Raw genomic sequence first — 15307 nt, forward strand, 5'->3', positions numbered from 1 at the left:
TTGGCATTTTTATATGCCTTATTGTGTGTCGAGGAGTCTAACAAGCTTACCCTTTAGGGTGATTGATCTTGATCACTTTATGAGTTTGTGTGAAAGAAAGCTACAAAATGACAAAGCTCAATAAGTAAACTTTAAAAAAACGTGTAATTTGTTTTCACAACTTGACGTTTATCTCACCTCGTCACATTTCTATCAGAAAAACAATTAAGCCTTTTAATGCTTGGCGTGTTTTTTGCTATATCTTCCGCAGAGACTAAATTTTGGCGCGCTGTTGCCACAAACAGGACGGAAATAGATGAAAAAGACACAAATGTTGCCACTAGCGGCAATGATCTCAGGACTACTTGTTGGCTGTGGCGGCGGTGGCGGCGGTGGCGGTGGCGGTGCGCCGGCCAAAACGAGTATTCAACTTGAGTTTGTTAAAGTAGATAAAGTAGATGCTTCAACTGCTGGAAGTTGCCAATATTACGATAGAGAAAGAACGGTAACTAATAATAGCGGTATTGAAAATGTAACTACGGAAGTGCTGGTGGCAAAGCCAATTGAAGATGCTTTGGATAGTTTACTTTCTATTGTTTACATCGATGAGAACGGTGAGGTTGTCGCCGAATCAGAAGAGACAGTAAGCAACGGTAAAGTTAAAATTATTGTTGATGATATTCCAGAAAATGGTTTTGTGAGTATCAAAGAACAAGTTGGTTTTGACTTGTACGTTACATCTTTTTCTCAGAAATTATTAGAAGCAAATGCTTCTAATATGTCGACGATGCTTATGACTGTCGTGACTCCAATTCCTTCGTTATCTTGTATTACTGGTACGAACTTGTCCGAAGTAACACAAAATAACATCCGTTACATAAATACTGGTGATGATACTTCTGGTGATTCGGCTGTTTTCCCTTACGTTTTCACTTCTGGTATTGATAAGGAAACTTCGAATAACCCAGAAATAAATACGAGTACTGGTTTCCAAGCGCTTAGCAATGATATAACGCTAGCAACTCAGTACCGTGCTGACGGTAGCTTATTCCAGTACGGGTTTGATGATTGGTCCAGTAGCAGTATTGAGCTTTCATATACAGGTGATCAAAAATCTATAGTACGCGGCTCAACTGTTTCATATGACGATCTGGATATAGGTATTGCGTATAAAAACACGAATAAGATTTTGGTAACTCAGGCAAATACTGTTAGCGAATATTATCATACAAATATGCTCCGTGACGGAGAGCAATGGTATGCGAGTACAACTGGTACTCCTGTTATGAATTGGAGTGCTGAGCTAAATATTCCACTAGACGATACATGGGATTTAGACGTTAATGAAGATGACGTATTCAATGTTACTACCTTAGCTGACTTGGACCCTGAGATATCAAATAGAAGCAATAGCGCGAGTAATGCACTGATAGTTGATCTTTCTAACAGTATTTCTATTGGTACAACAGACAATGGTATTCAACGTGTAAGTTTGAAGCCTAACTTAGGAAGTGCTTCAACTAAACTTCACACTGTATATGGCTTTACTAACGAGCAAGTAATTATTCCGAACATTGAAGCTATAGATTCGTCTGATTTAAATAGCTTTGAGCTACAACAAAGCTATTGGTTTTCGGAAAATGACGAAGATATTGACTTCCGATATGTACAAAATGGTTTCTACAGTACTGCACTTACAGACGCTAAGTATGATGCTCATGGATTAATTTTGAAAGAAAGCACTCGAATTGAATTAGAAGCAATGAGTAAAAGCACTAAATTCTTATCATTAGAAAGATAAAGAATAGATGCGCTTAACATAATTAAAACAAATAAGCCCCGTTAATCGGGGCTTTTTTATAACTGCTATTCATGAAATTGAGAGGAAAACGCTACCTTGTGCATAATAAATCAGAGTGAAGTGCTATTTATTCCTAAATGATAGGTTAATAATTTGTTGCATGTTGCTGCGTTGGGTGCTAGTTTGTATCGCATGAAAAGGTCGGAGTACCTTGCATTTACACAAACTTGGGAGAGAAAGCGCATGAAAGATGTACCAGCGCTGGACATAAAGGACTTACACAAAACGTTTGGTCAAAATGAAGTTTTAAAAGGAATTTCGCTTTCTGCGCATAAAGGAGACGTGGTTTCAATCATCGGTTCCTCTGGCTCTGGCAAGAGTACCTTTCTTCGCTGTATCAACCTACTAGAAACACCAACAGCCGGCGAGATTTGGGTAAACGGCGAGCTTATCCAAATGAAAAATAACCGCCTTGGTGAATCAATTCCTGCCAATGAAAAACAAGTTCAGCGAATCCGTTCTCGTTTAGCGATGGTTTTTCAAGGCTTTAACCTATGGTCTCACCTAACGGTTCTTGAGAATGTGATTGAGGCGCCTGTCCACGTACTGGGTGTTTCTAAAGCACAAGCGATTGAAAATGCAGAAATGCTGCTTAAGAAAGTGGGGCTTTACGAGCGTAAAGACTATTACCCTGGCCACCTTTCTGGCGGTCAACAACAGCGTGCCGCTATCGCACGTGCATTGGCTGTTGACCCTGAAGTAATGCTATTTGACGAACCTACATCGGCACTTGACCCAGAGCTTGTGGGTGAAGTACTGGGTGTTATGCGCGATTTGGCCGAAGAAGGCCGAACCATGCTAGTGGTAACACACGAAATGGCGTTTGCGCGTGATGTTTCTAATCATGTGATGTTCCTACACCAAGGTCTAGTGGAAGAGCAGGGCGATCCAGCTAAACTCTTTACTAACCCTGAGTCAGAGCGTTTACAACAGTTCATCTCATCGATTTATTAACGTATTGCGAGTATCGCTATCAAGGTATGAGGCGATACTGTGTAATGAACACAACAACCAAACTATAAACACAACATTAAAAATATCTAAATCACAGGAGTAGGGATATGAAAAAGTGGTTACTGGTAGCAGCACTTGCTGCAACTGCTGCAACTGGCGTAGCTCAAGCAAAAGAGTGGAAAACAGTTCGTTTTGGTATTGAAGGTGCTTACCCTCCATTTAGCTGGACAGAGGCTGACGGCTCTCTAAAAGGCTTTGACGTGGATATGGCAAATGCACTTTGTACTGAGATGCAAGTGAAATGTAAGATTGTTGCGCAAGACTGGGATGGCATTATTCCTTCTCTACTTGCTCGTAAATATGATGCGATCATTGCGGCAATGTCTATCACTGAAGAGCGTAAGAAGAAGATTGACTTCACAGGTAAATACGCTCTGATTCCAAACAAATTTATCGCGAAAAAAGGCGCTGGTCTTAACTTTGACGACCTAAGCGGTCAAAAAATCGCGGTACAGCGTGCAACAACGCACGACAAATACCTAACAGACAACTACGGTGACACTGTAGACATCGTTCGTTACGGTTCTTTCGACGAAGCTTACCTTGACCTAGCAAACGGTCGTGTTGCAGCGGTACTAGGTGATGCATCAGCACTTGAAGAAGGTGTTCTAAACAAAGCCGGCGGTGAAGCGTACGAGTTTGTTGGTCCATCTCTAACAGATCCAAAATGGTTCGGTGAAGGCTTTGGTATCGCAGTACGTAAGCAAGACAAAGACCTAACTAAGAAACTAGACGAAGCGATCATTTCGCTACGTGAAAAGGGTATCTATCAAGATATCGCGGCTAAATACTTCAACTACGACGTATACGGTCAGTAATATCCTGAGACGACTCTAGGGAGAGAGCACATCTCTCCCTTTCTCTCCCAACTTTTTCGCTGTTCTGTTGGAATTCATTATGTTTGATTTACAAGGGTATGAGGCTTCGATACTTAATGGAGCTGTACTCACAATTCAAGTTGCGTTGCTTTCGCTGTTTTTAGCTATGGTGCTAGGAATGTTAGGCGCATTAGCAAAACTAGCACCTTATCGATGGGCAAGAGCCATTGCCACACTTTACACCACCATTATCCGCGGTATTCCAGACCTCGTATTGATGATGTTGATCTTCTTTGGTGGACAGATCCTTTTAAACAACAGTTTGTATTCCATCAATGAGTGGCTCAATGAGTGGTTCACTTCAAGCGATCCAAATCATGAGTGGACCTCATACTTACCAGATTACATCGATGTGAGCCCGTTTGTAGCAGGTGTTCTCACTATCGGATTCATTTTCGGTGCTTACATGGCTGAAACGTTCCGTGGTGCGATCATGGCGGTTGATTCTGGCGAGATGGAAGCAGCAAAAGCTTACGGTATGAGCCCTGTAAAGGCATTTCACCGCATATTGCTGCCTCAGATGATTCGTCACGCATTACCGGGCTTTGGTAACAACTGGCTTGTACTGCTTAAAACAACTGCCTTGGTATCGATCATCGGCTTAGAAGATATGGTACGAGTCAGCGCGTTAGCGGCAGGCTCAACGAAGATGCCATTTACCTTCTACATGGCAGTCGCACTGATTTTCTTGTTCTTTACCAGTGTTTCAACAGGCTTGTTAAAGCTCGTTGAACGTAAATTTAGTATTCACGCGAGGTAATTATGGACTTTTCATTGATTGTTGAAAGTTTTCCAATTTACCTGAGCGGTCTTTGGACGACAGCGTGGATGGTAACAATAGCTCTGATTATTGGCCTTTTTGTCGCGATCCCATTAGCGATAGCGCGCAATAGCCACAATATGCTGATTAATGCACCTGCATGGTCATTTATCTACTTCTTCCGTGGCACGCCACTGCTGGTTCAGCTTTACTTGATTTATTACGGCATGGATCAGTTCTTCCCTGTGAAAGACACTTTATGGGAAAACGCTTGGTTCTGTGCGTTGGTGGCATTCATCCTGAATACTTCTGCCTACACGGCTGAGATCATCCGTGGTGCGATTAACGGCCTACCGAAAGGTGAAGTAGAAGCTGCGAAAGCTTATGGTATGAGTACGGCAAAAACTTACCGTCGTATTATCTTGCCAAGTGCATTAAGAAGAGCACTACCTGCATACAGTAACGAAGTTATCTTCATGCTGCACGGTTCAGCGGTTGCAGGTATCGTAACGATTATGGATTTAACTGGCGCAGCGCGTTTGGTTAATTCACGTTACTACGCTCCATTTGAATCTTTCCTAACGGCAGGCCTGTTCTATATGGCACTGACCTTTATCATCATCGCCGTATTTAAATACGCTGAGAAACGATTCTTAGCTTACCTAAGACCACTTAGTAGTTAATTAAACGGCGCTTTCGAGCGCCGTTTTCTATTCTGCAATCTATTTATCTATGGTTGGTTATGGCTTTTCAAAAATCGTTAACTTCATTCCGAACTTAAAATGATATTTGGGGTGTGAATTGATTTAATGCAAGTGATAGATACACTCAGCTCAATCTTATTAGAGTGTCGTACAGTAATGAAAAAAATCTCACTATTCTTATGCATGGCTATCCCTTCTCTGTTGCTAACTGCTTGCGGAGGGGATAGCGGTTCTGGTGGTTCAGCACAACCAAAAACGGCTGTACAGAAAGCGCTTGAGAGTGGAGATGCCTCTATGGTCTCGGATAGCAACGAGTTTATATCCGCTAGCGAATCTTTAGTTGCAAATCTCAATCATCAATACAACCAGATCAAGACCCATTTAGTTCGAGGTGACAATGGGCAACCACTTAATCAGTTACATTGGGATCCAACCCATGATACGGCCATTATCTCTCCCACCTATGGCTTTAACGATACCATCCTTAAAACCAATAAAGCGATGAACGAGAACTATGCTGACCAAGAGCTCGTTATCGGTGTCGCCGGTTACACGTCATCTCAAACTCGATATGCGGCATTAGCAAGTAATCCATTTCGAACCCAACAACGCTTCCAGGATTCAGTTAATGAGCAAATGGAGACATGGCTGAAGAACTTATTGAGTTGGACGAGTGGGACGGACAACCCAACCAAGATCGTGTTGGCTCAATTAGATCAGTCTTACTATTTCCCTGATGACGGTGCGACACGAAATTGGATCAAAAACACAATCAATTCAGAAGCGTCGATCAACGAAGATGATGCATGTGATGCGGGCAAACTAAAGGCCTGTCTTGAGGGTAAGCCAGATCTTCTCATTATTTCCCAAAAGCTGAATGATGGAGACGACCTAAACGATGTAGTCGACGGTCTATTATACGCATTCGAAAACCAGATCCCTGTGCTGTATTTGCATTTAGATGGAGGAATGACTGAGTTAGGTCGCGCTCTTTTTGCTGAAATGCACATCCAGTATGTCGGTGATAACTACTGGCGTAAATTAGGCTTGTCGGATTGGGACCCAAATCAATTAATCGATCAAATCCCAGACTCTATTGTGGCGGAGCAAGCTTTACTTAAACGCCTTAAAGATGACAGCTTCAATGTCGATCTTAAGTTATGTGACGATAAGTCGTGTAGCGATGAATCATTGATGGACGTTGAGTTTTACCAAGCCGCCAATACCATCCGTACTCACCTAAACAATCTGGATAAGCAAAAAATTGACTTGTTTGCTAACAGTGATTACGAATATGAAAAATTGATACTGCTTTTGGCGGACAGCTATCGACAAGGTGTCAATTATCCGATGGATAAGAACAGCACTGAGCGAATCGATTTTCTAAAGTCCTATTTTAGTGATTATGCGCAATATCAAAGTCGTTCGTTGAATCCCGCACAACCAAGTTTAGGCAATTTCAGCACTAAAACCTTTGAAGATGTTCAACTGAGCACTAAAACGGTGACACTGGAATCGAAACGTAATTTCCGCTCAGCGGGCTTGTATGCGTTACCCGGCCAAACAATCAAAGTCACACGTGTCGATAAGAATGATGTGAGTACTTCGATAGCATTCAACTCATTGCGCAGTGGTGCTACTCATGAGTTTTCAAAAGATGGCGGCTACGCAAGGCCAAAGTTCCTAACATCGGTCGCTTATCCTGTTGAACACGGAGAGACCATCACCTTGACCTCCGCTTATGGCGGGACACTTCAGGTGCATTTTGATAAGAATGATATTGATGTCGAGTTGAAATTCGAGAATGTCGCTCAACATCCAGTTTGGCGGAGTGAAGATGATAATGAGCGTTTTGTTGCCGAGTTAGCGGAAGCGAAATTTGATTGGGCTGAATTGATTACTCCGGGTTTTGAGGTGCACTCAAAGCTAGACAAGATGCAAACATCCATCGGGTCTAGTGATTGGAATCAGCCACGAGACATGGCGTTGGCAACCGAGCGGTACATGCACAATTTCCCACATGCGTTAGCAGGATTTAGAGGCCCAGGTATCAATGAAATCGCTGAAATCCATACGTATGGAGACAACAAAGGTTGGCAAGTCGAGACGATTGATATCGTTAAACATATGAATGCTGACCAAGCGACTTGTGGCTATGGCTGTTCTGGCAATCCTTATGATGCATACTGGTCTTTTCATCCTTTAGGCCATGGAGATTTGCATGAGCTAGGCCATGGTTTAGAAAAAGGTCGTTTCCGTTTTAGTGGTTGGGATGGTCACGCCACAACCAACTACTATTCTTACTACAGTAAGTCTCAATACTATCGAGACACGGGTAAAGAATCTTCGTGTCAGAGTCTAGACTTTAAAGGTCAGTACGAACTGCTTCAACAAAGTCGTACTCAACCTGATCCCAATGCGTTTATGGCTCAACAAAATCAAACTAGCTGGAGTTGGGGAGCACGTGTTTTCATTCAAATGATGATGTTGGCACAAGAGCAGGGCGTATTGGATTACGGCTGGCATATGTTAGGACGACTTCACTTGATAGAACGTGAGTTTAACCGCCTTAAATCCAGCGATGAGCTTTGGAACACCAACAAACAGACGATTGGATTTGATAGCTATTCTAGAGATGAAGCAAACCAAATCACCAATGATGACTGGTTGTTGATTGCATTAAGCTACGTTAACGAGCGTGATATGAGAAACTATTTAGACATGTGGGGCTTTAGTTTTACCGATAAAGCCAAGTCTCAAGTAGCGACTCTGAGCCTAACCCCAATGCCGTTGACCTACTTTGCAAGTTCGAGCAAAGGGTATTGCGTTGATGAGTTTGCTACCACTCCAATTAGTGTCGATGGTGTGACAGCCTGGCCACTTAACTAACGAAAAAAGGGGGGAGCCTCTGTGGCTCCCCCCTTTTACATAGAATCTGACTACTTAAATGTTGACCAAATCGGCGCGTGATCAGACGGTTTTTCGATGCCACGCAGTTCGTAGTCGATGCCTGCTTCAGTACACTTGTCGGCAAGTTTTTGAGTTGCTAGTACCACATCAATACGAAGGCCGCGGTTGTCGACAAAGCCCTTCGAGCGGTAATCAAACCATGAATATTGGTCCGTAACATCAGGGTGAAGCTGGCGGAAAGTATCAATAAAGCCCCAATCTAATAGTGTTTTCAACCATTGGCGCTCTTCTGGTTGGAATGAGCACTTGCCCGTTTTCAACCAACGTTTAGCGTTTGGTTCACCGATACCGATGTCGGCATCAATTGGGCTGATGTTGATATCACCCATAACAACAATCTGTTCGTCATTGCTGTGGTGATCGTTTAGGTAAGTCATTAGGTCTTTGTAGAACTGACGCTTGTATGGGAACTTAGTCTCATGGTTAATATTATCACCTTGAGGGAAGTAGCCATTGAGTACGGTTGTCTTCTCGCCATTCTCATCTTCAAACGTTGCCATGATCATACGTTTCTGATGTTCTTCATTGTCTGTTGGGAAACCTTTCTGCACAGAGATAGGCTCTTGCTTACATAGCATCGCGACACCGTAGTGCGCCTTTTGACCGTGGAAGTAAACCTTATACCCCATAGCTTCGACATCAGCGAGTGGAAAAGCTTCGTCATGAACTTTGATTTCTTGTAGGCCAATAACATCTGGTTGGTGCTTATCGATAACTGCTTGCAGTTGATGAAGGCGGGCTCTTAGGCCATTGATGTTGAAGCTAATTACTTTCATTTATTTTTATACCTCTCGTAAACCTTTGCCTATAGTGCAGCAAAGATTATTTGATTTGGTGAGTTTCATAGTTAATCGTATTTAACCACGCTTCATAATGTATGTCGCCACTTGTAGAGACAAAATGGCGACATGAAATGGTGTGGATACTAACGTTGAATCTACTGAGTCTTGAGTAAATCTAAAAAGAACGCGTATTCCAGTGCGTCTTCTTTCAGTCGTTTAAATCGACCCGATGCACCACCGTGACCTGCTTCCATGTCGGTTTTGAACACTAGTACGTTGTTGTCTGTTTTCATCTCACGCAGCTTCGCAACCCACTTCATAGGTTCAAAGTATTGTACTTGCGAGTCATGCAGACCTGTTGTCACCAACATATTCGGGTAATTCTGAGCTTTCACGTTGTCGTATGGCGAGTAACTCAACATGTAATCGTAGTAGGTCTTATTATTTGGGTTACCCCATTCGTCGTACTCGTTGGTCGTTAGAGGAATCGACTCATCAAGCATGGTCGTTACTACATCCACAAATGGAACATGAGCCCCAATGCCTCGATATAACTCAGGCGCTTGGTTGATGATTGCTCCCATCAACAGACCGCCAGCTGAACCACCTACTGCGAACACTTTATCTTTAGCGCCGTAACCTTCTTCAACTAGACCCTTAGTTACATCGATAAAATCATTGAACGTGTTTTGTTTAGTCAGCTTTTTGCCATCTTCATACCAAGGGCGTCCTAGCATTTCCGAACCACGAATATGTGCGATGGCATAAACGAAGCCTCGATCTAGCAGGCTAAGGCGAACTGAGCTGAAGGTCGGTTCTATGGTCGAGCCGTAAGACCCATAGCCGTATTGGTAAATTGGGTTAGTGCCGTCTTTCCTGAAGAGATCTTTGCGATAAACCAAAGAGACAGGCACTTGCTTACCATCGCGAGCCGTAATCATGATTCGCTCTGATTGGTAATTATCCGCGTCGAAATCACCTAATACCGGCGTTTGCTTCATGATCTCAGATTCACCTGTCGTTAGGTCGAAGTCATAGTAAGTACCCGGAGTCGTTAAGCTGCTGTAATAGACTCGTACTTTTGAGTTATCTAACTCATAGTTGCTAGTTAGGTAGGCAGCAAAAGCGGTGTCATTGAACTCAAGTGGAAACTCTTTGCCTGTAGATAGTTGACGAACCTTCACTGTAGACAATCCATTTGAACGCTGCTCGTAAACCAGATGATCATTAAACAGCTCAAAATCGACAAGCTGTACGTTGTCGTCAGCTGGAATGACATCGACCCATTTTGAACGGTCATGCATATTTTCAGCCGTTGTTTTCATCAAACGGAAGTTGACTGCTTGGTAGTTGGTGTAGATGTAATACCAATCCTCTAGCTTGGCGATGCTGTACTCAATACCCGTTTCTCTTGGGTAGAAGGCTTCTGCTTTTGCATTTGGGTTGTTGGCATCAATAATTGAAACACCACTGGTTTCTGTGCTCGAGTGCCAGATGAATACCTGCTGGCCATCTTTACTCTTACTGATGCTGGTGTAGTAAGCGCTGTCAGTCTCTTCGTAGATCAGCTCATCATTTGTTTGAGGTGTTCCCAATACGTGGCGGTAAACTTGATAACCGAGTAAAGTTTGTGGATCTTTCTTGATGTAGTAGAAGGCTTGGTTGTCGTTTTGCCATGCGATAGCGCTCGAAGCCCCTTTAATTTCATCGTTTAGGTATTCACCTGTCGTCAGGTCTTTAATCTTAATGGTGTAAATACGGCGGCTCAGAGTATCTTCGCCATAGGCCAACATATTTTCGCTCGGGCTGACAAATAGACCACTAATACTGAAAAATTCATGTTCTTTGGCGAGTTCGTTAACGTCTAAGATGACTTGTTTGTCTATTCCTAAAAAGTGTTTTTCGCGCAAATGAACTGGGTATTCGTTGTCACCTGTGACTTTATTTGAGTAGTAGTAGCTGCCTTTGCGAACCGGTACCGAATTGTCGTCCTTCGCGATTCGGCCTTTGATCTCTTCAAATAATTGTTTTTGAGATGCTTCTGTATGCTTCAGAACAGCCTCGGCATATTGGTTCTCTTGCTGGAGGTGTTGCAATATCTCTGGGTCTTGGCGCTCGTCATCGCGCATCCAATAGAAATCATCAATTCTTGTGTCACCATGAGTCGTCATTGAATGAGGGACTTTCTTAGCAACGGGAGCTTGGGTTTGTTGAGCGATGAGTTGCGATGGAGAGTAGTGGTTCATGGTTGTTATTCCTTGATTGCTGCATCCGGCGACAAGCGCGACCGATACGGCTAATGTGGTTAAAGCGAAACGCATCTTTATATCCTTAGCGTGCACCTTACTCGTTTTATTGCCAGCATCCTTTAGTGGTTAGTTTCCTTCCAGTGATATTATTTATAATTGGATTCTGGATATGCACTTTCATCGTAAGTGTCTGTTATTGTTTTTTAAAAATCAAAGTAATGTTTGGTGAAATTAGTGGTAGACATGAGACGAGGGTAAACGGGTAGTAAAAAAGGGACACACTTTTCAGCATGTCCCTCTTCTTTGTTTGGGCAAGGTTCGAGTTTGTTTTAGATAGCCAATGGCATTTCGTTTGAGTGGTCAGGCTTACGATTAACCCAACGTAAACCAAGCATAGCGATAAGCGACATGGTAATCATCAAGCAACCCAGTGGCAGTTGATCTTGAGCTGGGAAGAACGATGCCAACAGTGTTGCGATGCCAGCACCTAAGTTCTGCATACCACCTAAGATCGCGCCGCCAGTACCTGCGTGGTATGGGAATGGCGAAAGGGCTCCCGTTGTTGCTGCTGGGAATAAGATACCAGCACCTAAGAAGTAAATGGTTGCACCGCCAATCAAAGTTAATGCTGTTGTTAGACCGAATAGGCCTGGGATAAGCACGACAGCTGAGCCAACTAAGATCGATACCAAACCTACATTCAACGCGCGGCGCTCAGAACGACGTTGTGCGATGTAACTCGATAGGCCAGCACCCACGAGGTAACCAGGAATCGGTAACACAAATAGTAAACTTACCGTGGTTGCTGGCAAACCAAGTACACCACCAAGCAATACACCTGCGGCTGCTTCGAACACAGCTACGCCTGCAAATGTTGCCACCAATACCAATAAGAAGCCTTGGAAGCGTTTGTCTGATAGAACAAACTTGTAGCTGTTGACGACCGACTCATGTTTGCGTCGCTCTTTTGGCAATGTTTCCATCATGCTCGTCATCATGGTGATCACAACAGCGATACCAAACAGCGCGAGAAACAAATAGCTAGAACGCCAGCCGAAAGCTTCTGTTAGGTAACCGCCCAGTACAGGTGCCATCAATGGGGAGAAAATCACACACATGCTGATTAAGCTGTTCGCACGGTGTAATTCAGCGCCCTCAAAACAGTCGCGAGTCAATGTACGAGACATCGCGCCGCCACAACCGATTCCCAGTCCTTGAATAAAGCTACCCGCCAAGAACCATTCGTATTCATGAGCGAATAGGGCGACTAAGGTACCTAGGATGTAGATGACTAAGCCTGCGACGATGATTGGTTTACGACCGAGGCGATCAGAAAGCGGACCGTAAACAAATTGCGACAAACCATAAGGGATCAGGTAACACGCCATTACTGCTTGAAGTGAAGACGCAGAAACCAAGAACTCACCTGCCATATGACCGATAGAAGGCACGTACATCGTTTGAGTCATTTGACCTACGGCTGTCAGAATAGCGATTAAAAAGGTAAGTTTCGCTAATGGAAACGAGGCGGACATTTGCGTATCTCTCCAAAAATTAAAAACGTAAAAAGCCTTAGCGCTCCATTATGGAGAGCCAATTGAATAAAGCGATTAGGGAATCTAGGCGCGAGATGTTAGAGTTTGATTGCCGAATTAGCAATCAAAAAGTGTGAAGTTGAACAAGATAAAAATCTATAACATGGATTAGAAAAAATAATCCGAAATTGGTTATATTTAAAGATGTTAAACGTGTGGGTCGGCTTCATTGACATGCCTCTTTGACAAGTCGAAAGTGATTGAAAATCAGTGTGTAAAAATAGAAAGATACGATTTATTAACATTTATATAAACTTTCGTTTTATATGTGACCGATTTGTGCTGTAATTGTCGGCTAAGCTATTCGTCTAATAGACATAAGTAGAATGGTATTTTTGCTATCGGTATGTTTTTAGGTTCACGGAAGTCTTTTGGCTTAAATAAGGATATTCAATGCGCTCACTTTCGGTACAGTGGAAAATCACCCTTTTGGCTGGGTGTTGTTTAATCATCACGTCACTCTCTCTTATTGGTTTCTCGATCTACAACGCTTCTAGTAATCAACAGGTGATAAAGTCCCAAAGTTCGGACTCTGTCATTAACAAAACTGAACAACTATTGGCTTCAGTTTCGCAGTTAAATGCACAAGAAACTCAACGTTATGTAGATGAGGCTATCTATCGTGCTGAAATGTTGGCCGCGAGTGCAAAGTTTCTAAAAACAAACGCTGAAGAGAACTTCACGCCAAGCGAAGAGTTAAGAACCGCCTTAGACGAGATGATTCGTCGTTCGGTGTTGGACTTTGACTCAATACTCGGTGCTTACTTGGTGTTTCGTCCAGATATGTTAGACGGTGAAGATGGCAACTATGTGGATGCAGACTATGTAGGTTCTAACGAAGTGGGTCGTTTTGCGCCATATTGGAAAGTAGCTGACAACGGAGAAAATGTACTGGCTAATGTTCTCTCTGAACAAATCCTAAACGATAACTCAAACAGCGAACGCTTTTATTGTCCGTTGTCGAGTGGCCAAACATGTATCAGTACGCCAAAGGTTGTGACTAGTGGTGGTCAGTCACTGCTAACATCTTCTATCTCGGTACCGATAATGGTTGATGATACGGCGATTGGTTTCCTCGGCATTGATCTTCGCTTGGATGCACTTACTCAAATTGTTGCAGAATCAGATGCTGAATTATTCGAAGGTAACGGCGCGATTTACGTGGTGAGCTTAGATGGCTCCGTAATTGCTGCAGACAACGCTTCTATTGCAACGGGTTCACAGTTTGCTAGTAACCATACGAGTAACGACCAACTCACAGATTTCATGTTTGGCGGAGAAACGATGACTCAGTGGAGTGACAATGGCGAGTGGCTATTAGCTTTTGCCCCGGTTGTTGCTGCAAACCAAACGTGGGGAATCTTGTTAGAGATCCCACGCGACAGCGTAGTCGCTGATGCCAACCTGCTTGATGCCATCATTAGTGACAAACTGAGTGAAGGTATCAAAACCGAGATGATCGCTGGTGGTCTATTTATTTTAATTGGTTTAGCTATCATCGCGTTTGCGTCGCTTTCGATTGTTAAGCCTATTCGTCAAGTAGTTGAAAGGCTTGATGATATTGCCTCTGGTGAAGGTGATCTCACCCAACGACTTGAAGTGAAGTCCCAAGATGAAGTAGGACAACTGGCTCAAGGCTTTAACCGTTTCCTAGATAAACTGCAACCGACGATCAAAGAAGTGATCGCGACATCAGAGCAAGTCGCTAGCACTACAAGTGCAGCAAAGGCTTCGGCTTCAAGCACACGTCAAAGCAGTGAATCACAATTCAAGGAAGTCGACCTAGTTGCAACCGCAGCAGAAGAGATGACTCAGACTGCAAGTCTCGTTGTACAGAATGCTGAAATCGCGGTAGGCGCTGCGAGTGAAGCAAATTCTTCAGCGAAGCAAGGTCAGCAAGTTATTGAGTTGTCTGCTGGTGAAATGAGAAAGCTGGTAGAACGTATGTCTAGTGCCGTTCCGATTGTCGAAGAGTTAGCCAAGAACAATGCAAACATCACAGACATTTTGGGTGTCATTGAAGGCATCTCTGAGCAAACCAACTTGTTGGCGTTGAATGCTGCGATTGAAGCTGCCCGTGCGGGTGAACAAGGTAGAGGCTTTGCTGTGGTAGCCGATGAAGTACGAAACCTTGCTAGTCGCACCCAGGCCTCGGTTGGAGAAATTCGCCAGGTCATTGATAAAGTTCAAGCAGGAACTCAGGATGTCGTGGAAGCGATTCAAGAGGGTAACATTTTAGCCAATGATACGGCTCTACACGTTCAAAATGCGGTTGAAGATTTAGGCTCAATCTTTACATCGATTGAAGCCATTAGTGACATGAACAATCAGATCGTGAGAGCGGCTGAAGAGCAACAATCGGTATCTGGTGAAGTGAATCAGAGTGTAGTGAATATTCGTGACCTAAGTGCACAAATTCTTGAGCAAGCTTCGGCGTCAGAAGAGCAGGGGAATCAGATTGATACCCTATCGCAACAGCAACAAGCCTTAGTAAACCAGTTCAAGGTTTAGAGTT

Annotated in this window: 10 protein-coding genes; 7 read left to right on the plus strand and 3 right to left on the minus strand. The window is 43.5% G+C overall.

From position 1 onward, the window contains the following. Positions 1 to 295: 295 nt before the first annotated feature. The 6 genes from L1D60_RS07765 to L1D60_RS07790 all read left to right on the plus strand — a co-directional run bounded on the left by L1D60_RS07765 (position 296) and on the right by L1D60_RS07790 (position 8085). Positions 296 to 1780: a hypothetical protein gene (locus tag L1D60_RS07765; RefSeq protein ID WP_239840571.1), complete on the plus strand. Its 1485-nt coding sequence runs from the start codon at positions 296 to 298 to the stop codon at positions 1778 to 1780. 243 nt (positions 1781 to 2023) lie between these two features. Continuing rightward, entirely contained in the window at positions 2024 to 2794 is a 771-nt protein-coding gene (locus L1D60_RS07770; RefSeq protein ID WP_239840572.1) for an ABC transporter ATP-binding protein, read from the plus strand. 107 nt (positions 2795 to 2901) lie between these two features. Beyond that, positions 2902 to 3672: an ABC transporter substrate-binding protein gene (locus tag L1D60_RS07775; protein ID WP_032549476.1), complete on the plus strand. Its 771-nt coding sequence runs from the start codon at positions 2902 to 2904 to the stop codon at positions 3670 to 3672. 79 nt (positions 3673 to 3751) lie between these two features. Further along, on the plus strand, positions 3752 to 4492 hold the full coding sequence (locus L1D60_RS07780) for an ABC transporter permease (protein WP_239840573.1): 741 nt from the start codon (positions 3752 to 3754) through the stop codon (positions 4490 to 4492). 2 nt (positions 4493 to 4494) lie between these two features. Beyond that, positions 4495 to 5175, plus strand: coding sequence for an ABC transporter permease (locus L1D60_RS07785; protein WP_239840574.1), 681 nt, complete (start codon positions 4495 to 4497; stop codon positions 5173 to 5175). 177 nt (positions 5176 to 5352) lie between these two features. Beyond that, on the plus strand, positions 5353 to 8085 hold the full coding sequence (locus L1D60_RS07790) for an ImpA family metalloprotease (protein ID WP_239840575.1): 2733 nt from the start codon (positions 5353 to 5355) through the stop codon (positions 8083 to 8085). A 50-nt stretch (positions 8086 to 8135) separates the two neighbouring features. Here L1D60_RS07790 and xthA read toward each other — a convergent pair whose 3' ends face one another. The 3 genes from xthA to emrD all read right to left on the minus strand — a co-directional run bounded on the left by xthA (position 8136) and on the right by emrD (position 12732). After that, positions 8136 to 8942 carry an exodeoxyribonuclease III gene (gene xthA / locus L1D60_RS07795; protein WP_239840576.1) on the minus strand — a complete coding sequence of 269 codons (807 nt, stop codon included), beginning with the start codon at positions 8940 to 8942 and terminating at the stop codon, positions 8136 to 8138. Between the two features lie 161 nt (positions 8943 to 9103). Next, complete coding sequence (locus tag L1D60_RS07800; RefSeq protein ID WP_239840981.1) at positions 9104 to 11194, minus strand: S9 family peptidase; 2091 nt, start codon at positions 11192 to 11194, stop codon at positions 9104 to 9106. A 332-nt stretch (positions 11195 to 11526) separates the two neighbouring features. After that, complete coding sequence (gene emrD, locus L1D60_RS07805) at positions 11527 to 12732, minus strand: multidrug efflux MFS transporter EmrD (protein WP_239840577.1); 1206 nt, start codon at positions 12730 to 12732, stop codon at positions 11527 to 11529. A gap of 453 nt (positions 12733 to 13185) precedes the next feature. Here emrD and L1D60_RS07810 point away from each other — a divergent pair, with 453 nt between their 5' ends. Then, complete coding sequence (locus L1D60_RS07810) at positions 13186 to 15303, plus strand: methyl-accepting chemotaxis protein (RefSeq protein ID WP_239840578.1); 2118 nt, start codon at positions 13186 to 13188, stop codon at positions 15301 to 15303. The last annotated feature ends 4 nt before the right edge of the window (positions 15304 to 15307 follow it).

Source organism: Vibrio sp. Isolate30 (assembly GCF_022397975.1).
Taxonomy (GTDB): Bacteria; Pseudomonadota; Gammaproteobacteria; order Enterobacterales; family Vibrionaceae; genus Vibrio; species Vibrio fortis.